This window comes from Paucilactobacillus nenjiangensis (assembly GCF_008632615.1).
Classification (GTDB): domain Bacteria; phylum Bacillota; class Bacilli; order Lactobacillales; family Lactobacillaceae; genus Paucilactobacillus; species Paucilactobacillus nenjiangensis.
Window position 1 is genome coordinate 926,081 of sequence record NZ_CP043939.1, and the last position, 18,894, is coordinate 944,974.

An 18,894-nucleotide genomic window follows, 5' to 3' on the forward strand; every position below is an offset into this window, starting at 1 on the left:
TATGCATTTACACAAGATATTTTACGCTCTCTATGAATATGAAGATGGCACTAAATTTGCTACATCTACGATACAAAAAATTACGGCTAATCGCTTTGTTTTGCAAGATGAGTCTGACCCCAGTTTGAACAAGTATTATCCATGGGTCTTATCTGGTAATGCTGATTTGAAAGTTAAATCTGTTGAAGGCTATACTGTCGACACTAATTTGATTCCAGGATTATCATTGCCCAATGATGAAATTACTAATTATGATAATCAAGATGGTAAATACGATATTCATGTAATTTATAAGCCAACAAGTAATGACAATTGAATTTGTAGATGTGACGTCAGGACGTTCACGATTAAAACAGATTCGAAAAGATGGTTTTTCAGGCGGAGAAGTTGACTATAATCCGGCACAAGATATTCAATACTACAAAGATCTGGGATACACTGTTGTAAACAATACCATTGTAAGCAGTGGAAACAAGATTAAATTTACGGCTGATCCTGACGATAATCAGTATTACGAAGTAGATTTAAAGGATGGAACTACAAATAATGGTGTACCAACGGATGCAGATAACTCAGAATATAATGAAACTCATCACACAGTAACACGGACAATTAATTATGAAGGCACCCCAACTTCAATGGATAAGGTTGTCCAGAATGTTAACTTTGAAAGAACCTACACGACTGATAATGTGACTAAAAAAACGGTAAAATATGGCAATTGGACGTTAGTTGGAGATAGTAAATTTGAGTCAGTAATTAGTCCGTTAGTATTAGGATACTCACCAGAAAAGTATACTGTGCAATCAGTAACACCAGAAATAACTGATACTGATAGTACTGAGACGGTGATATACACGATTAATGGGCAAACGTTAGATGTGATTTATCATGATGACACTGATGATAAAACCATTGATGTGGTCACAAAACAGGGATCGTTTAATCAAACTGGTACTTATGAGGTCACCGCTCCAGAAAACTATGAATTGGCAGAAAACCAACTATCTTCAGTTGATTACACATTCGCCAATAATAGTGATGCTGACAATTTTACGATTCATTTAGTACACAAACATGAAACATCAGTTATCACGACTACGAGAACGATTAATTACAATGTAATTGGATCAGATATTAATGCGCCAGAACCTACAGTTGAATCTGTAAATTGGAATGTTGATACGGATAAGGTAACTGGTGAAATAACGTATACGCCAACTGATAACTATGCAGAAGTGAAAGTTAATACTATTCATGGAACACAAACTGATGGTAGTCAATATAGCTTAGTGCCGGAAACTAAAACAGTTGCGAGCGTTAACTTGAATACAACTCAAACGAAACCAGAAAGTACTAGTGAAACAGTTAATTATAAAGTAGCGATAATTGGATCAGGAACTGCACTTAAGACAGAAACGTCAGATCCAGGCTATAAAGTGATAGATTCAGATACACAAACACAGACAGTACCAACTGACGAAGTTGAGGATACCCCCGTTTATTCAGATTTAATTAATCAACCCGAAACTAAATCTCAGACAACTGTTAAATTAAATACCTCGAAAAATAATAATGACAAAGTTCAATCTGCTACACAAAGATTACCTCAAACTGGTGAAAATAATGACCAGAATGTTTTAGTATCACTTGGACTGATTGGAATGATGTTCTCATTTATGGGCATCACACGATTTAAGAAACGTAGTCGTTAAATTTTAATATCTTCTGAATTCAAATTTTGAAATCAGAAGGTATTTTTTTACTTGAAAAAGCGAACAAATGTTCGTATAATTTAAGTATCAAATTAAGGAGGGCTGACAAAATGGATTATGCTAATGAGCCACATGGGGTCTATTTGATGATTGATAATAAAAGTTTTTATGCGTCTGTTGAAAGCGTTGAGCGTGGGCTTAATCCACTCCAATCAGTCCTCATTGTTATGTCGGAAACGGATAACACCGGGACTGGTTTGGTTTTAGCCGCTTCGCCGAAAGCTAAAAAAGAATTTGGTATTCGAAATGTTTCTCGGCAATATGAAGTGCCAGTCAGTCATGATTTATTAGTAGTGCCACCTAGAATGAATTTGTATATCGAACGTAATTTGGAGGTAAATAAAATTTTTCGAGAATTCGTGGCGGATGAGGATTGTTATCCATATTCAATTGACGAATCAATTTTAGATTTAACTAAATCTTGGAAGCTGTTTGGAAAGACGCCATTGGAAGTAGCCAAACGAATTCAGCTAGAAGTGCGTCAACGAATGGGGTTATATACGACTGTTGGTATTGGTGAAAATCCCTTGCAAGCTAAATTAGCATTGGATTTATTTGCTAAGCATGATCATGACTTAATTGGAGATTTGACTTATGAATCAATGTCTCAAAAAGTTTGGCAGATTACTAAATTATCGGATGTTTGGAGTATTGGTAATCGAACTGAGGCACATTTAAAACGAGAAGGAATTGAGACAATTGGTGAATTAGCATTGGCAGATCCATATGAATTAAAAGTTGAATTTGGCATTATTGGTACGCAGCTATATGCGCTGGCTTGGGGAATTGATCGTAGTCAATTAAGCCAATTAGTGACCCCAAAAGATAAAAGCTGGGGTAACTCGCAAGTTTTACCACGAGATTATCAAAATCAAGATGAAATAGAATTGGTGATTAAAGAAATTGGCAATCAAGTGGCTTCACGAATGCGACATCATAATCAGATGGCTAGTTGCGTGAGTTTAAGTATCGGTTTTTCGTATGCAGCGACGGTTGAAGATGGACGGGGCGGCTTTAGTCACTCAATGCGAATTGAACCAACAGATACTGGGCGTGACCTATGTAATTATTTATTGGGACTATTTCATCGTTCATGGACTGGCCAAACGATTCGAAATATTGCCGTGTCGTATTCAAGGTTAACGGCGAATTATGGGTTGCAACTGAACTTATTTAGAGACCCAAATCAACAAATTAAAGAAGATTTATATCAGCGAATGTTAGATAAAATTAGAGATCGATTTGGACAGATGGCGTTAGTTCCAGCCAGTAGTTTAATGAAAGGCGGTACGATGCTAGCTCGTTCTAAATTAGTAGGAGGTCATAATGGAGGAAACAGTTTTGACTAAAAAAGTTGAAGAAGATAGTGAAATTATTTTGACGAGATTAAAAGTTTTATTCAAGCCAAAGAGTCAACATCGATACCATATCGATGTAGTTAATAACATTTATGGGAAAAGCTATAATTTCTTTTTTGATGTTTATCATGATAAAAAGCGAGAAAGGTCATATCCATTACATTCAATTTTTAATTACAAGATTGAATATTTGGAACAAGTATTGAAGTTAGTGAAACAAGAAACTAATTTATCGATGGCTTTTCGTGGCTTCGAAGGTCAAAAATGGACGAGTGGGAAGTTAATCCAAAGGAAGGATACACATGATTCACAAAGCAAAGGATGAGACAGTTCCAGACGTGTTTTTTAGGCGTGACTATCAAGATCGAGGAATGATTAAATGGGCGGGATTCTTTTTGTCAGACCATACTAGTGCAATTAAAAAGATGCACAAAGACGAAGAGGCAGAACCGGTCAGGCCAAGTCAGTCAATAGACGAAAAAAGTGAAATTATTTATGACGCATTATTTGGTCATAAACTAGTTGCGATTCAAATGTCCTATGTTGAAGGCGGTAATTTATTACCAATTATTGAAGGAATTGTTGAAAGTGCAGATGAAGGGAAACTATGGGTAAAAAAGGTTAATCAAGAGCAGGCTACCCAGTATGAAGTTGATGATATCCGTAATATCCAAATTGTTGATAATCCCAAGTGGGAGAATAGCTGATTTTGGATATTAGTTGAAATGACTATCAAGAACTGATATAACTAAGTTGTAAACGATTTCACAAAAAGAGGAGAGTGTTTTTTATGAAAATTACAGCAGCAGTTGTTGATGAAAAGGGTGGCAAATTTGAAATCAGAGATGATATTGAATTAGCTGACATGCAACCAGATGATATTCAAGTGAAAATGGTATCAAGTGGTATTTGTCATTCCGATGAGGCACTTCGTAAGGGTGATGCAGTGATTGGTTACCCAATCGTGCTAGGACATGAAGGAGCCGGAATTGTTGAAAAAGTTGGCTCTCATGTTCAAAACTTTGTACCAGGAGACCATGTGGTGATGTCATTTTATGCCTGTGGGAACTGTGACAATTGCTTGAAAGGAATTCCAACACAGTGTTTGCACTATGGTGAAAATAACCTTTCAGGTGTGCGTCCAGATCAAAGTGCACACTTTACTGAAAATGGTGAAAAAGTGTTAGACATGTTTGATCAATCATCATTTACAACCACAACAGTAGTGCGTGAACGGAATGCTGTGAAAGTTGATAAAGACCTCGACTTACGCAAATTAGCTCCATTGGGCTGTGGTTATGTGACTGGTAGTGGGACGGTGTTAAATACCTTGAAACCACGTCCAGGTGAAACAATTGCTGTCTTTGGGACGGGTGCCGTTGGTTTAGCTGCAATGATGGCAGGTAAAATCTCTGGGTGTACAACCGTGATTGCAATTGATGTCGTTGATGAACGTCTTAAATTAGCTAAAGAATTAGGGGCTACAGACACAATCAATAGTAAAAATGAAGATGTTGTAGAGGCTGTTAAAGCATTGACTGATGGTCGTGGTGTTAATTACGCAGTTGACACTACTGGTGTAACTTCAGTAATGGAAAATTCTATTTTAGCCTTAGCACAAGGTGGCGTTAGTGCTTGTATCGCTGTTACCCCAAATCATATCGATTTAGATACTTGGAATAATCTATGTGTTGATGATCGATCAGTTATTGGTGTTAACATGGGTGATTCGATTCCACAAATTGATATTCCGCGGTTAATCAAATTCTATCGTGCAGGAATGTTCCCATTTGATAAGACTGAGAAGTTATATAAGTTCTCTGAAATTAATGAAGCCAATGCCGATTCAATTAGTGGCAAAACAATCAAGCCAATTCTAGTAATTGATGAAGATTACAAATTTTAATAAATAATAGTTGCAATTCCCATAATTTGAATAATCAGATTGAGAGTATAAAATAGTTTGTGTAAATGAATTAAAATCCTATTGAAAAGGGAACCCCTTCCCCTTATGATTAAATCGTCAAACCAAACCAAAACGGAGGGATTCCCCATGGAACAGTTTACCAAAGATTTAACCAAAACTCTATTATCAAATGGCGATGTTAAAGAACTTTTTCGCCAACAACTTGAAACAGCTATTAATCAAATCCTACAAGCTGAGTTAACTTCGTTACTTGGTTATGATCCTTATGAACGTAATAGCTTTAAGACTAACAATTATCGGAATGGTCAATACTTTCGGTTAATTGATTCCGAATATGGTAAGTTGAAAATTGCTGTGCCGCGTGACCGACAAGGCAAATTTCATAATCATTTACTTCCAGCTTATTCTCGTCGTCAAGATGCTTTAGAAACTACAATTATTCAACTTTACTCTAAAGGTGTTACCACTCGTGAAATCGCTGATTTGATTGAAAAAATGTACGGTTCTTATTATTCGGCTACAACTGTTTCTAACATTACTGCCCAAGTAACTAAGCAGATTGAAGCTTTTCATCAGCAAACCATTAAAGCAAACTATGTTTGCTTATTCTTAGATGCAACTTATTTACCTTTGCGTCGTGACACAGTTCAAAGAGAGGCAGTTTATATTGCCTTAGGAATTACACCCTGGATTGAAGTCAATATTTGAGACAGATTTTAAGAGACATTCAGAACCGCGTTTACCTTCCACAGCTCAAATAAATCATTAATTGCGATTAATAACTTATTTGAACCCTGGAAAGCATTAAATCAGGCGGCCATTTGGCTCGTAAGTGTTGCAATTTCAACTTGTAAGGGGGTCTGGTAGCCCAGTGAACTATGAATTCTCTTCCTATTGTAGAAAGCATGCACATATTCAAAAAGGACGACAGCGGCAGTTTCATAATCTTCAAAGACCGGCACTGGATAAACACATTCCTTTTTGAGGGAAGCGTGAAAGGATTCCATTGGCGCATTATCATACGGACAACCCTTACGGCTGTATGAGTGGCGGATATGTAGCTCAGTTAAACGTTGATTGTAATCATCGCTGGTATACTGTGATCCTAAATCCGTATGGATAATCAGGTCCCCAGTAATGGTTCGATTTTTAACCGCGCTTTCAAGGGTCTTTAAGACTAAATCAGTATCCATCTTTTTTGAGAACGAATAACCGATAATCCGTCGTGAGTGCAGGTCCATGATGGTTGATAAGTAACACCAGCCATTACGCTTCGTTTGAATATAGGTCATATCAGCGGTCCATTTTTGATTTAAACCAGTGGTCGAGAAATCCTGCTTAAGCAAGTTGGGACGCTGTTCAACCTTGGTTTTGGAAGCCGAAGCCGCTTTCCACTTATTGACGGTAACGGAGTGGATATCCAGTTCCTTCATGAGCCGGGAAATCCGTCGTGGACTGCACCGAAGCTGCAGTGGTTGAAGTTCCAGATTCAATTCATGGTGGATCTTCATAACACCGTATCGCTGCTTAAATTCCGCAAAGATCCGCAGAATCCGTTGTTTCAAGTCCGCATCTTCGGCCCGGCGTTTTGAGGGTTTGGGGGATCGATAACGATAATACTGAGCTCTGGAAACACCGAGGATTCGGCACATCTTGGTTACCTGGTGGTGATGGCTTTCTTGGTGAATGTAATCAAAGATATTGGTTACTTCTGCGCAAGGAAGCCCAGGGCTTTTTTTAGGATTTCGTTCTCCTCAGACAGCGAAGCCAGTCGCTTTTCCATCGCTTTGATTTCGTCTGGCGATTTACCGGATTGAGTTTTGGCCTGGCCCTGGATCCACTTATGAACTGTTGAATAGCCAATGCCATATTCTCTGGCCAGTTGAGCAGCTGATTCGCCTTGCTTATATAGGTTGATAATGTTTTGTTTGAATTATTTGTCGTAACGAGTTGGCATGTAAAAATTCCTTCCTTTTGAGAGACGATTTATTCATTATACCCTCTCTTAAAAGTTGTCTCAGGAATCAGCTTACATCCAGAATCACTTTTCGACTGAAAAGATTTAATTTTATGGAGAAAGAGCAATCACTTTTTACACAAACTTCTTGACACTCCCATCAGATTATGGGACTTTTTGATTAATCTAAATAATTTTGTGTTAAAGTATTAACTAAATAAAACATTGGAGGATTTACAGATGTTTCAATCAACAGGTGGTATTGGCCAACCTCATCAAGTACTTGGAATTGTAAATGCGACAGCACATTTGATGCTTTCTTCAGAAACTATCGATGCTTTTGAATCGATGGATCAATTATTTGTTGAAGTACAAGAAAAGTTAGCGGAAAGAGCTACCGCAAAGGGGGCCGACGGTATTATCGATATTCGATTTAATACGCAGTCGGTCCGTGTACAAGTTGCGCCTAAATTTTTAGTGGTTACAGGATATGGAACCATGGTTAAATTAGTCCAATAATAAGAAAACGTCCCTAACTCCAATTAGAAGTTAGGGACGTTGCATTATGCTTTTCTTTTAGCATCTGTATGAACCAAATGCGTTGAAGCTCGATGTGCAGGAGCTTGATTATGTGCACGACGTTTTGTTTGCTCTGGTGTTTCTTTGCCTCGAGTGTCTTTGCCTTTGCTTTCTACTTTTTTATCCATGATGAGCCTCCTTAAACATAATTCAGTTATCATTACCATAATTTTATTATATAGACTGAAACCAATAATCTCAACTAATAACCCTTGTGAAATTTATGATCTAAATGGGTACGTAAAAAACACGAAATTTTGCTTTTAAAAATTATATTTCAGGTGTAAACTATTATTAATGTGTTGCCGCAGTGGCGGAACTGGCAGACGCGCATCGTTCAGGTCGATGTATGGTTATCCATGTGCAGGTTCGATTCCTGTCTGCGGCACTAGCAAAAGATTCAAGATGTTAAGTGACTAACGTTTTGGGTCTTTTTCTGTATCAAGATTCATCGGTATTGTTGGAGGCAAACTATGAATAAAAAATTTTGGCATTTATTTACTGCATTAGCATTACTTGGGTTTGGATTTACCACGGCCATGGAAACTAGTATTCAAATTTCGAACCCAGTTTATGCCAAAGCAACAACTAAAAAAAGCCTATTAAAACTGCATTATTCTGGTCAACAAACAGTTGATGTTAATCACGGCAATCCAACTTTTTCTGATGATGATCTTTCAACGTCAAATGGTCGTTGGGATTCTTATGGAGATTTAGACACAATGAATCGACCAACTGCAGCTAATGCGCTAATCAATCAGAGCTCGATGCCAACGGAAAAACGGGAACCATTAACTTTTACCCCAACGGGCTGGCATAACAAAAAATTAAAGTCGGGATATCTATATAACCGGTCACATTTAATTGGATTTCAGTTAACTGGCCAAAATAATAATCCTAAAAATTTGATCACTGGGACTAGGCAGTTAAACAATCCCGAAATGCTTCATTATGAAGATGACATTGCTGATTACATAAAAAATAATCCAAATGATTATGTTCGTTACCAAGTTACTCCGATTTTTAAAGAGAATGAGTTGGTGGCACGCGGAGTGCACATGCAAGCTCAATCAATTGGCAGCAACATAATTCATTTTAATGTGTTTATCTTTAATATTGAAGATGGTGTTAATATTAATTATTCTGACGGTACGAGTACGGTTAGTTCATCAGAAGCTGAATCTTCATCAACGGTCACTGCACCAGCGACCACATTACCAGTCACCCAAAGTAATAATGATAACCAGCAAGTTGTTTATTACACGCCAAATGGGACAAAATATCATTTCAATCGGAATTGTCGTGCATTGCGGCGTTCTAGTGATGTGGAGTCAACGACGGTTTCGGATGCGCAAGCACGAGGATTAACACTTTGTGGCTTTGAAGATTAGTGCTAATTAACCTCAGTCTTTTGGTTCAAATTATGTTGCGAAGCCGGTAAACGTGATATGATATTCTCATGTATTCAATAACTATTAGGACGTGATTGAAATCGGCAAGATAAGAATAAATAATATGAGTTTTCATACATACAATGGAGTCTTTCCAGAGGAAAAAAGGTTGGGACAACGGCTAGAAATTGATGTGGAGTTAACTTACCCAATCGAACAACAAGTTAAAACGGATAATTTGAACGAAACAGTCAGTTATGCTGACATTTATGAAACAATTGAATCATTCGTGCTCAATCACAATTATAACTTGATTGAAAGTTTAGCTAACAATTTGTTAACCACTTTATTGGCCAATTATCTTAGTATTTCTGATATTACACTAAAGGTTAGAAAATATAGTGTGCCAATCGCTGGAATCTTCGATAATATTGAAATCGAAGTGTCAGGAAGTCAACAACATGGCTAAGGCATATCTAAGTATTGGTTCAAATATCGGCAATCGTATTGAAAACTTACAAGCCGCAATTGACGGTTTACGTAAAGCTGGTATTTCAGTAGAACAAATTTCACATGTTTATGAGACTGAGCCAGTTGGTGGAGTAGTGCAGGATGATTTTTTAAATCTGGCGGTTAGAATTGCAACTCAATTAACGGCTCATGAATTATTAGATCAACTCCACATTATTGAGCAAAATTTGCATCGAAAAAGATTGATTCATTGGGGACCAAGAACCATTGATTTAGATATCTTGTATTATGCAAATGAAATAATAAACGATGAAACTTTAACGGTGCCGCATCCAGAAATTAAAAATCGTCAATTCGTATTAGTACCGTTATTGGAAGTAGCCAATCAAGATTTGAAAAATCAAGTCCAGCAAATGTTAGAAGTAACTAGTGATCATAATTTGATCGTAAAAACAAATAAGTATGGTGGTATTGAATAAATGGATGAGAAGAGAATAGCAAACGCAGTAAGTGAAATAATTAGCGCCATTGGTGAAGATCCTACACGCGAAGGATTAGTTGAAACACCTGAACGAGTAGCCAAAATGTATACTGAAATTTTTTCGTCATTATCCGATGAACCTAGTGATTTTGACAATTTTAAAGTTTTCCATGAAGATGACAATCCTGAAATGGTTTTAGTTCAACAAATTCCATTTTATTCAATGTGTGAACATCACTTTTTACCATTTTTTGGGGTTGCTAATGTTGCTTATATACCCAATAATGGTGAAGTGATTGGAATTAGTAAAATTCCACGATTGGTAGATTATGTGGCTAAAAAACCTGGCATGCAAGAACGAATAACGAATGATATTGTTTCTGAAATGGAACGCATTCTTCATCCGAAGGGCGTCGCAGTCTCACTTTCGGCACGGCATATGTGTATGGAAATGCGTGGGATTAATAAATCAGATTTATCTACTTACACATCTAAGTTTTCTGGTGAATTTGCTACAGACCGAGACTTGAAGACGGAATTTTTGCGACAAACGGGGCGTTAAAATGTTGAGTTATCAGGAATTAATTCATCAAATGAATCAATCAATGTTGGCCGCTGAGTCGGATCGAGTCGCGTTATTGCGACACATTCTAGACCAGTTAGGACATCCTGAAAGCAAATATCACATTGTTCATATCGTGGGAACCAACGGTAAAGGTTCAACTGGAACTTTGGTTGGAAATTTATTAATGAACAGCGGAGAAAAAGTTGGTCATTTTGCGAGTCCAGCGATTCACGATGATCGTGAACAAATTTTGCTCCAAAACCAAATGATTTCAGAAACAAACTTTGTAACAACGTATGAAAAAATAATGGCTAAATTGACGGTTGAATTCGACATGAGTTCGCTGTCAATTTTTGAATGGTTTGTCATAATTATGCTTCAATATTTTGCAGATCAAGAAGTTACATGGGCAATAATTGAAGCCGGGTTAGGTGGAAAGCTAGATGCGACCAATGCCATCAATGCACCACTACTAACAATCATAACTCATGTTGATCTTGATCATACTGCCATCTTGGGTAATACAATCAAAATGATTGCATATAACAAATCAGATGTAATTAAACAGAATACAACTGTATTTATGGCACCAAACCAGACCGATGATACAAAACAGGTAATGGTGAATCGAGTAATTGAGCGAAATGCAAAAGAGCTAATTGATAGTAGTTACGTCTCAGTCAAAATTCAACGAGAAAATTTAACGGGTTTTGATCTACAGATTAGTAGTCACTATTTGGATAATGTGGAGTTCCATTTTGATATGTTGGGTGAGTTTCAAATCGACAACTTGCAGACTGTTATTGCCGTTTATGATTGGTTGGTACAAAATAATTTTGGTGTTGGATTACAAAGCTTAAAAGAAACGTTGACCACAACTAAAATTGAAGGGCGCATGCAAGTGATTCATCATCAGCCAACCGTAATTTTAGATGCCGCCCATAATCCTGATAGTACCAAGCGATTAATCAGTAGTTTGAAACATCTGTACCCAACTGAAAACTTGAAATTTATTCTAGGCTTTTTACAAGATAAAAATTACCTAGAAATGGCCAAGTTGTATCATACAATTTCAAAAGAAATTGTGGTCGTTACGCCAAATAATTCAAAACGAGCATTATCAGCAAGCCGGTTACAAAAGGAAATTCCAGGGAGCCAAATTGCTGTGAATGCTCAAATTGGACTTGAAATGTTAATAAAGCAGAGTGGACCTAATGATGTTATTGTTGTGACTGGATCGTTTTACACTATTAAAGAAATTGAGGCCTGATTGTGAATCTTAAACAACCAATTGTCGTTGCATCTAATAATCAGTTCAAAACTGCCGAGTTAGTCGAATGTTTCCAGTTTTGCGGATTACAGGCGATTTCTTATTTTGAGCTGATTGATAAAGTGGAATTTCCAAGTGAAGGAACGAATGACTACCAGGCTAATGCTTTAGCTAAAGCTGAGTTTATTCATGAAAAATTGCCTAATCAGATTATTGTTGCCGATGATTCAGGGATGATATTGGAGGCTTATCCGGACGCTTTTGGAGTGACTACAGCCAGAGATTTGAGGGAATATCGAGATTTAACAAAATTAAATCAGCATATTATCGAATTGGTTGAAGGTCATTCTCGGGGCGTTACCATGGTTAGCCATTTAGCAGTAGTTGGGTTGGATGAAACTTATTATGGTGTGGGAAAATTTATTGGTACGATTGCTCAGAAACCTCTTGGTCACAATGGCGGAAGCTTTGATTTAATTTTAACGGACCCAGTAAGTGGTAAAACCTTGGCACAATTACCAAATACCCAAAAAATTCCATTACTACACCGAACAAAAGCAATCAAGGACGTGATGATGAAGATAGGGGAAAATAGATGAAAGTTATAGAAAAACAAATCACCACTGAAAATGAATTTGTGAATGCAGTATTTCACGATTTGACAATTCGTCAACAACAAATAATTTTAGAATTTTCAGACTTATCAATTACGCAACTAGAACAATTGATTAAACTTGTAAAACAGTTTGATGCAACATACGAAGTAAGTAATAATATTTTGACTTGTATAATACAAATGAGTGCTATCAAAGTATTTAAAGGGCGAATAGATAATGTGGAAGTTCAGGACCAAATCGATGTAATTATCAATCAACATGCTGTAATTTGGCAGGCAGGTCGATTTAAATTGAATGTTTCTCAAACGCCATTAATTTACGGTATTTTAAATGTTACGCCAGATTCATTTTATGATGGAGGGGCGTATTTTGACGAAGCATCTGCCTTTAAACAAGTTGAAAAAATGGTTGCAGATGGTGCTAACGTGATTGAGGTTGGTGGTCAAACCACTCGTCCGGGTGGCTTTGTTGAAGTTGATCCTAAAGAAGAAATTAGCCGGATTGCTCCCTCAATTAAAATGATTCAAGAAAAATTTCCACAAATCGTGATTGCAGTCGATACTTACAAGTTTGATGTGATGAAAGCAGTAGTTGATTTGGGCGTCGACATTATTAATGACGTCAATGCGTTCACTGATGACGTCCGCAAAGTTAAGTTGATGAAAAATAGTAATGTCGGATTGTTAACGATGCATAGTAGTCGGGATGTTGAGTATCAAGATTTAACTGAAGAAATGACCAAATTCTTTGAACAAAATTTGACTGACCTCACTGAGGCGGGAATTGATGTGGAACGAATTGCTCTGGATCAGGGAATCGGATATGCCAAAGTGGCTGACGGGTATCAGGACTATGCAATGATGCGAAACATTGATCAACTAAATTATTTGGAACGGCCAATTATGGTTGCTATTTCACGTAAAGGCTTTGGTGCCAAATTATTTGATTTGGCTAAAGAAGATCGTTTATCCGTGACGTTGATTGCTGAAAGTTATATGTATTTACACGGTGGTCGAATTTTAAGAGTACATGACGTGAAAGAAACAGTCCAGTTGGTCAAAATGTTAGATACTATTAATACAGCATTTTGGCAACGATAGGTATTAATAATCGAAATAAAAGGGACTTTAAAATGAAATTTCATTTTAAAGTCCTTATTTTTATACGCAAATATTAATCAGTAAACTAGTAACAAAAGTGCAACTTAACATTGTAAAGGCTTTCCAATTAATAGTTTGAGATTGTTTTCTAGCGAAGAATAGCTCGATTAACACAATTAACAAAATCACTAATAAAAGTTTAATTGAAACTGCTAGTGGAGCTAACGGTGTGAAATGGTAGCTAATTAGGACACGCCCAACTAATAGCGTCAGGTAGAGCACGCGACTAATTACCAGCCAGTTCTTTGTTTTTTTTAATGTCTTAGCCCTTAAACCAATAATTGCGGCAAGGAACAATAGTGTTAATAGCAGACAATTTAAAATTACTAATATCATAAATAACACCCCGTTTGATTAACCTTAGTCTATCACGAGTGGGGGATAGAAAGAAAATCTAAGCGATAATTTAAGAAAATCAGTAAAAAAAGAATACAAAACCTTCTTGAAGATACCAAATCACACGAGTAAAATGTGTGAAGTTGTTTTCTTAAGTCAATGAAGGAGAAATATGAAAGATTTAACCAAAGGTAGCCCATTAAAGTTGATATTGTTTTTTACCTTTCCACTTTTTATTGGGAACCTCTTCCAACAACTATATAACTTTTCAGACATTCTGATTGTTGGACAAACTCTTGGAGTGAAATCATTAGCGGCAGTTGGGGCCACTGGTAGTTTAAATTATTTAATTATTGGATTATCGACAGGATTAACCACCGGGTTATCAATTGTAACGGCCACGCGATTTGGAGCGCGAGATTATCGTGGCGTTCGGCGCAGTTTTGCTGCTGGATTGATTGTTAGTTTAATTTTTACATTAATTTTGACAGTGATCACATTGACGTTTATTGATCCAATCTTACACGTAATGGAAACTCCAACTGAAATTTATGCCCAAGCTAAACAGTTTATTATGGTCATTTTCATCGGTATTTTCTCCACGATGGCCTTTAACTTTTTAAGTAATGAAATTCGAGCACTTGGTGATTCCAAAACACCGCTGTGGTTTCTGATGATTGGGACCGTGATTAATGTCATTTTGGAATTATTATTTATTATTGTTTTTCACTGGGGTGTCAAAGGAGCCGCTTGGGCAACTGTTATTTCACAAATCATTTCCGGTGTCTTGTGTGTCATTTATATTTATCGAAGTTTCCCAATGTTGCAGTTGCACCGGGTAGATTTTGTAGATTGCACCAAAGAATTACGTACACAGCTCAAATTTGGACTACCAATGGCCTTTCAATCGTCAATTATTTCTGTTGGGTCAATGATTATGGCGGCAGCTTTAAATAGCTTAGGGACGACCTCAGTGGCAGCTACTACGTCAGCATCAAAAGTTGATCAGTTAGCAACTTTACCAATGATGTCATTTGGAATCACGATGGCCACCTTTGCTGCACAAAATTTTGGTGCTGGAGAATATGATCGAATTATTAAAGGCGTCAAGCAATCGCTGATTGCATCTATTTCATTTAGTATTGTCGTTGGATTCTTGATTATTTTAGGTGGCAAGTATGTGGTCATGCTATTTGTCGGGAGTGGGGAAACTGCCGTATTAAAACTCAGTCAAGTTTATTTTAATATTGTTGGCGTTTCTTATTGGTTATTGGCCATTTTATTTATCATCAGATACACATTACAAGGTTTAGGCAAAAGTGTAGTTCCGACATTAGCTGGGATTGCAGAGCTAGTGATGCGTGCATTTGCTGGGTTAGTGTTAACTGGAGCAATGGGATATGCGGGTGCATGTTTTGCTAATCCGTTGGCGTGGTTTGGCTCTATGGCGGTCCTCACAAGCTCATATCTACGCGCAATAAAACATTTGCATAACTTACAAAATATGAAAAATCAGCAGCAAAGTGAGTAAAACGGTTGATTAAGCTGCATATATTTGTTACTATTACTTGATTAAATTCATGGGGGTAAGAGTAATGGCTGAACCAGAAAATACAGAAGTAGAAGAAAAATTCAAGATAGGTATGATTGTTAAATGTACTAAGTTTGGTTCGATTGAACATGATTTCACGGGAGAAATCGAAAAGGTTTATGAGAATTCTGTTTTAGTAGCAATCAAAGAACATGATGCGGCCGACGATATGGCAATTAGTGAGTTAAATCAACGTGCAATCGTTCGTAAGAGTGAAATTGAAATTATTGAATAATTTCGTTCAATAAACGGTTGGATTATGCTATACTATTATTTGTTTCGTGCTAGCAATAGCCGTACCTTTGCGAATGTAGTTTAGTGGTAAAATCCAAGCTTCCCAAGCTTGTGTCGCGGGTCCGATTCCCGTCATTCGCTTGAATATGTATAAAAAGGACTAGAATTTTTAAAATTCTAGTCCTTTTTTGTTGCACTATATTTAACGGATTACGTAACTTTCAGTGGCTTCAAGCAAGGAAATGAGTTATCAAAAGCGTATCAAAGTGCGGCAGTAGTAATTCAAACCTCGCAACATGAAGGATTTGGATTATCTACGGTAGAAGCTTTCGGTTACGGCGTTCCAGTCGTTAGTTATGACATCAATTATGGCCCTCGCGATTTGATTGAAAATGGAATTAACGGATATTTAATCGATAATAATAATATTCATGATTTCGCTGAAAAATTGAATGCTGTGTTAACTGATTCAGACTTGCAAGCAAAATTACGTGAAGGTGCGTTAAATACAGCAAAAGAATATACCAGGTTGAATGTTGCAACTCAATGGGAAGACATTATTACTGAGTTGCAAACTGTTGCTAATTAATGACACAAATTCATAGTCCGTTGATGTAAATCAATGGCAGAAAATGATAACTGTCAATTATCATTTTCTGCATTTCATTTGGAAAAGTAGGGATTTGATTCAATCAGTAATCGGTTGTGTCGAAGACGTTGAGTATTTCAATCTATCGTGGAGTAACACACGGTTTTCATTACAAGGAGGAAGATATATATGCAGTTTATTAATATCAAGCGGAGGAAGGATGCCAAGAACACCCATTATCGGATGCACAAGTCAGGCAAGTGATGGATTTTTGCGTCCATGGTCGTTGCTGGATTATTGGGTGGTTCTGCATTAGCTGGCGAAGATCAGCATGTGCTAGCCGATGCATCTGTGGCTACTTCAGTCACCAATCCTAATTCTAGTCCGTCCAGTTCCGAGACAGGTGCAGAAGCTGTTTCAGACAATTTAACTACTAGTGATAGTACACAACAGGCTAACAGTGTAGCGACATCAACAGGTGAAGTTGCTGATACAAGCGTGGCTACTTCAAGCGAACCAGATGCGACGGTCGTGGCACCAACAGCTCAAACTTCAGTTGCTGATCAAACAGTTATCAATTCTGCGGTACCTGCTTCAACCAGTGTAAGTTCAGTTTCAGCAAAACAAACAAGGGCTGCTTCGGTTCAAACCACTGATTTAACAAGTAAATATACTGGGGATGCTGTTACGGCGGTCTCTGTGGCATCTGAAGCTACTGCTCAAGCAAATAGTTTTGCCGCAGTTGTTACAGGTGATTCAAATGTTCAAAGTTTAGCAGCCAAAGTAAATACTGAGTATGATAAAGCCTCTGCTCAACAGCAGCTAGTTGAATATTATTCTTCATTAGCAGTTGTGTTTGATGATCAAAGCAATGCAACTTCATTGACTGCAGCACTCACTAGTGCAAGCTCTGCGGCAGCTGCTGCATCAGTAGCTGCGTCAAACGCGGGTTCGACTGGTAAACAAGTCGCGTCAGAAGCAGTTGTAGGATATGTTAATGCTGTGAAAGAGACTACTAACTCAGCTGCTGCTGTCTCATCAAGTGCAGCAGCGTTATATAATGCTGCCAACATCAGTCTGGCTAGTGCTTATACAGCCTACCAATATGATGCTACCAACAGTGATGTGTTTGCTGCTTATACTGCTGCATCAAATGCAGTCGTTAAAGCATCATCGAATTCAGCTTTAGCTAATTCAAATGCTACCAACGCTGCTACTCAATACGCTGTAGCTTTGTCAGCTGCTGCAGAACAAAATTTTGATATGGTTAACAGTGCTTATGTTAAGGCACAAATCATGAATAGTACGGCTGCCGTAAACAATACCGCAACAAGTGTTGCAGCTACTGATGCAACAGTTGCGGCTTCGACGGCGATTAGCCTGGCAGTGTCTGACGCCTGTCGTTTCATCGAAATCTGCTGCAACAGCAGCATCTAGTGCATCAACATCAGCAGCAACCGCATTTAACAAAGTAGCATCAATTTCTAATGTTCAAGGATCATCTTATGCAACACTTGCCAGTTCGGCTAATTTAAGTACTTCAAAAGCCGCATCAACTACGACAAGTTATGCTACCACCGCGACAAGTGACGTGCCAACTACTTACTCTTTGGCAGTTGCTGCCAACTCAACAGCTGCTGTTACCATTTCCAATGCTAAAACAACAGTCTCATATGCCAGCGTTGCAGCACAATTTGCAATCAATGCAACGAGTCATTCAACAACTAACACAGGTGCAGCTGCTTCATTGAAACTTGCAAACGGATTGACTGATATTATTACTTTAGGATCTAGCACAACGTTAGTTCAGCAAGTAACTGGTTTAGGGTCATTTGCAGGTGATTCATACAATATCAGTAGTGCAGCTTATGTAATTTCTCAATCTACGAATGCAAAAGATTGGATAACAGTCAATACTGTTAATACTAGCAAGGAATCTATTAACTATGTGTTTACACCTGAGTATTCAGGTACTTATTATTTACAGACAGTTATGACTGGTAAGAAGGGTGCTTTTTTATCCAGGGATAAAAGTTTTACAGCTTCTTCTAATATTATTACCATCGTGGTAACAAATCCAGCTGGCAACTACACGACTCAAGCTAATACAGCAACAAAGACTGCCAATTCATATGCTGAACAAGCCAGCTTGGCATCATCAGCTGCACAAATTGCTGTAGCAGCTATGAGCAGCTATGCAACATTGACCGATCCAACTGCATCATATAATGGCAGTTTAGCTAATGCGAATAAAGACACTGCTAATTCCAACGCAGTAACAGTTGCAAGCCTTGCTGCAGTTGCTACCACGAATAATAGTGCGGCAGCGACTGCAGAATCTCAAGGAGCCTATTCATCAGCCGCATCATTTGCAGCAGTCGCAGCAGGAACATTAAGCGCAGCAAGTGCCGCTGCATTAGCTGCACAAAGTGCTTCATCGTTAGCTGTATCGTATGCTGCAATCGCAATGTTGACGGCTGCATCTACAGCACCTAATAGTGCTACTTCAACATATCTGGCATCCAGTTATGCGAATGCAGCTCAGTCTCAAGCTTAGGAAGCTAGTTTAGCTGCAAGTAATGCAAATATTCAA

Annotated in this window: 22 protein-coding genes, 2 tRNA genes and 3 pseudogenes; 23 read left to right on the forward strand and 4 right to left on the reverse strand. The window is 37.7% G+C overall.

The window, feature by feature from the left end; genetic code table 11:
• Position 1: 1 nt before the first annotated feature.
• The 7 genes and pseudogenes from F0161_RS04700 to F0161_RS04730 form a co-directional block, all read left to right on the forward strand.
• Positions 2 to 316: a mucin-binding protein gene (locus tag F0161_RS04700; RefSeq protein WP_150203869.1), complete on the forward strand. Its 315-nt coding sequence runs from the start codon at positions 2 to 4 to the stop codon at positions 314 to 316.
• Entirely contained in the window at positions 306 to 1,715 is a 1,410-nt protein-coding gene (locus tag F0161_RS04705; RefSeq protein WP_150203870.1) for a mucin-binding protein, read from the forward strand. Before F0161_RS04700 ends, F0161_RS04705 begins: the two co-directional genes overlap by 11 nt.
• A 110-nt stretch (positions 1,716 to 1,825) precedes the next feature.
• Complete coding sequence (locus tag F0161_RS04710; RefSeq protein ID WP_137602819.1) at positions 1,826 to 3,124, forward strand: Y-family DNA polymerase; 1,299 nt, start codon at positions 1,826 to 1,828, stop codon at positions 3,122 to 3,124.
• Positions 3,102 to 3,458: an acetyl-CoA carboxylase gene (locus F0161_RS04715; RefSeq protein ID WP_137602820.1), complete on the forward strand. Its 357-nt coding sequence runs from the start codon at positions 3,102 to 3,104 to the stop codon at positions 3,456 to 3,458. The genes F0161_RS04710 and F0161_RS04715 overlap by 23 nt, the downstream gene beginning before the upstream one ends.
• A complete protein-coding gene (locus F0161_RS04720; RefSeq protein WP_150203871.1) occupies positions 3,436 to 3,840 on the forward strand; it encodes a hypothetical protein in 405 nt (134 codons plus the stop codon). The genes F0161_RS04715 and F0161_RS04720 overlap by 23 nt, the downstream gene beginning before the upstream one ends.
• A gap of 83 nt (positions 3,841 to 3,923) precedes the next feature.
• Positions 3,924 to 5,039, forward strand: a complete 1,116-nt coding sequence (locus F0161_RS04725) for an NAD(P)-dependent alcohol dehydrogenase (RefSeq protein ID WP_137602822.1) — start codon at positions 3,924 to 3,926, stop codon at positions 5,037 to 5,039.
• A 147-nt stretch (positions 5,040 to 5,186) separates the two neighbouring features.
• A pseudogene (locus F0161_RS04730) lies at positions 5,187 to 5,744 on the forward strand (IS256 family transposase); the annotation flags it as partial.
• Positions 5,745 to 5,869: 125 nt separating this feature from the next.
• Here F0161_RS04730 and F0161_RS04735 read toward each other — a convergent pair.
• Together F0161_RS04735 and F0161_RS11825 are read right to left on the reverse strand one after the other, a co-directional pair.
• The gene (locus tag F0161_RS04735; protein WP_318635339.1) at positions 5,870 to 6,760 is read right to left on the reverse strand and encodes an IS3 family transposase; all 891 of its coding nucleotides are present in this window, start codon (positions 6,758 to 6,760) and stop codon (positions 5,870 to 5,872) included.
• A 5-nt stretch (positions 6,761 to 6,765) separates the two neighbouring features.
• Entirely contained in the window at positions 6,766 to 6,981 is a 216-nt protein-coding gene (locus F0161_RS11825; RefSeq protein ID WP_032760944.1) for a helix-turn-helix domain-containing protein, read from the reverse strand.
• 276 nt (positions 6,982 to 7,257) lie between these two features.
• Between F0161_RS11825 and F0161_RS04745 the strand changes: the two genes are divergently transcribed.
• On the forward strand, positions 7,258 to 7,536 hold the full coding sequence (locus F0161_RS04745; RefSeq protein ID WP_150203873.1) for a heavy metal-binding domain-containing protein: 279 nt from the start codon (positions 7,258 to 7,260) through the stop codon (positions 7,534 to 7,536).
• Between the two features lie 44 nt (positions 7,537 to 7,580).
• On the opposite strand, the gene F0161_RS11410 is transcribed toward F0161_RS04745, so the two are convergent.
• Positions 7,581 to 7,724 carry a hypothetical protein gene (locus F0161_RS11410; protein WP_170175981.1) on the reverse strand — a complete coding sequence of 48 codons (144 nt, stop codon included), beginning with the start codon at positions 7,722 to 7,724 and terminating at the stop codon, positions 7,581 to 7,583.
• 176 nt (positions 7,725 to 7,900) lie between these two features.
• Here F0161_RS11410 and F0161_RS04750 point away from each other — a divergent pair.
• The 8 genes and pseudogenes from F0161_RS04750 (at position 7,901) to folP (ending at position 13,491) form a co-directional block, all read left to right on the forward strand.
• Positions 7,901 to 7,984 (forward strand) — tRNA-Leu (locus F0161_RS04750).
• A 211-nt stretch (positions 7,985 to 8,195) separates the two neighbouring features.
• A pseudogene (locus F0161_RS11570) lies at positions 8,196 to 8,759 on the forward strand (DNA/RNA non-specific endonuclease); the annotation flags it as partial.
• Between the two features lie 328 nt (positions 8,760 to 9,087).
• Entirely contained in the window at positions 9,088 to 9,456 is a 369-nt protein-coding gene (gene folB / locus F0161_RS04760; RefSeq protein WP_150204638.1) for a dihydroneopterin aldolase, read from the forward strand.
• Positions 9,449 to 9,937: a 2-amino-4-hydroxy-6-hydroxymethyldihydropteridine diphosphokinase gene (gene folK, locus F0161_RS04765; protein ID WP_150203875.1), complete on the forward strand. Its 489-nt coding sequence runs from the start codon at positions 9,449 to 9,451 to the stop codon at positions 9,935 to 9,937. The genes folB and folK overlap by 8 nt, the downstream gene beginning before the upstream one ends.
• Positions 9,938 to 10,501 (forward strand): GTP cyclohydrolase I FolE, encoded by a 564-nt coding sequence (folE, locus tag F0161_RS04770; RefSeq protein WP_150203876.1) that lies wholly within the window; start codon positions 9,938 to 9,940, stop codon positions 10,499 to 10,501.
• 1 nt (position 10,502) lies between these two features.
• Positions 10,503 to 11,774 carry a bifunctional folylpolyglutamate synthase/dihydrofolate synthase gene (locus F0161_RS04775; RefSeq protein WP_225423220.1) on the forward strand — a complete coding sequence of 424 codons (1,272 nt, stop codon included), beginning with the start codon at positions 10,503 to 10,505 and terminating at the stop codon, positions 11,772 to 11,774.
• Between the two features lie 2 nt (positions 11,775 to 11,776).
• A complete protein-coding gene (locus F0161_RS04780; protein ID WP_225420344.1) occupies positions 11,777 to 12,373 on the forward strand; it encodes a non-canonical purine NTP pyrophosphatase in 597 nt (198 codons plus the stop codon).
• Positions 12,370 to 13,491 carry a dihydropteroate synthase gene (folP, locus tag F0161_RS04785; RefSeq protein ID WP_150203877.1) on the forward strand — a complete coding sequence of 374 codons (1,122 nt, stop codon included), beginning with the start codon at positions 12,370 to 12,372 and terminating at the stop codon, positions 13,489 to 13,491. Before F0161_RS04780 ends, folP begins: the two co-directional genes overlap by 4 nt.
• A gap of 60 nt (positions 13,492 to 13,551) precedes the next feature.
• Here folP and F0161_RS11830 read toward each other — a convergent pair whose 3' ends face one another.
• Positions 13,552 to 13,887 (reverse strand): DUF1516 family protein, encoded by a 336-nt coding sequence (locus F0161_RS11830; RefSeq protein WP_137602139.1) that lies wholly within the window; start codon positions 13,885 to 13,887, stop codon positions 13,552 to 13,554.
• Positions 13,888 to 14,059: 172 nt separating this feature from the next.
• Here F0161_RS11830 and F0161_RS04795 point away from each other — a divergent pair, with 172 nt between their 5' ends.
• From F0161_RS04795 to F0161_RS04825, 7 genes and pseudogenes are all read left to right on the forward strand, one after another.
• Entirely contained in the window at positions 14,060 to 15,418 is a 1,359-nt protein-coding gene (locus tag F0161_RS04795) for an MATE family efflux transporter (RefSeq protein ID WP_150203878.1), read from the forward strand.
• A gap of 64 nt (positions 15,419 to 15,482) precedes the next feature.
• The gene (locus tag F0161_RS04800) at positions 15,483 to 15,713 is read left to right on the forward strand and encodes a DUF2187 domain-containing protein (RefSeq protein WP_225420306.1); all 231 of its coding nucleotides are present in this window, start codon (positions 15,483 to 15,485) and stop codon (positions 15,711 to 15,713) included.
• A 69-nt stretch (positions 15,714 to 15,782) separates the two neighbouring features.
• A tRNA-Gly gene (locus F0161_RS04805) sits at positions 15,783 to 15,853 on the forward strand.
• 121 nt (positions 15,854 to 15,974) lie between these two features.
• A pseudogene (locus F0161_RS11415) lies at positions 15,975 to 16,301 on the forward strand (glycosyltransferase); the annotation flags it as partial.
• A 189-nt stretch (positions 16,302 to 16,490) separates the two neighbouring features.
• Positions 16,491 to 16,565, forward strand: coding sequence for a KxYKxGKxW signal peptide domain-containing protein (locus tag F0161_RS11835; RefSeq protein WP_150204640.1), 75 nt, complete (start codon positions 16,491 to 16,493; stop codon positions 16,563 to 16,565).
• A 15-nt stretch (positions 16,566 to 16,580) separates the two neighbouring features.
• Positions 16,581 to 17,738 carry a hypothetical protein gene (locus F0161_RS04820; RefSeq protein WP_150203880.1) on the forward strand — a complete coding sequence of 386 codons (1,158 nt, stop codon included), beginning with the start codon at positions 16,581 to 16,583 and terminating at the stop codon, positions 17,736 to 17,738.
• Complete coding sequence (locus tag F0161_RS04825) at positions 17,650 to 18,858, forward strand: hypothetical protein (RefSeq protein ID WP_150203881.1); 1,209 nt, start codon at positions 17,650 to 17,652, stop codon at positions 18,856 to 18,858. Before F0161_RS04820 ends, F0161_RS04825 begins: the two co-directional genes overlap by 89 nt.
• The last annotated feature ends 36 nt before the right edge of the window (positions 18,859 to 18,894 follow it).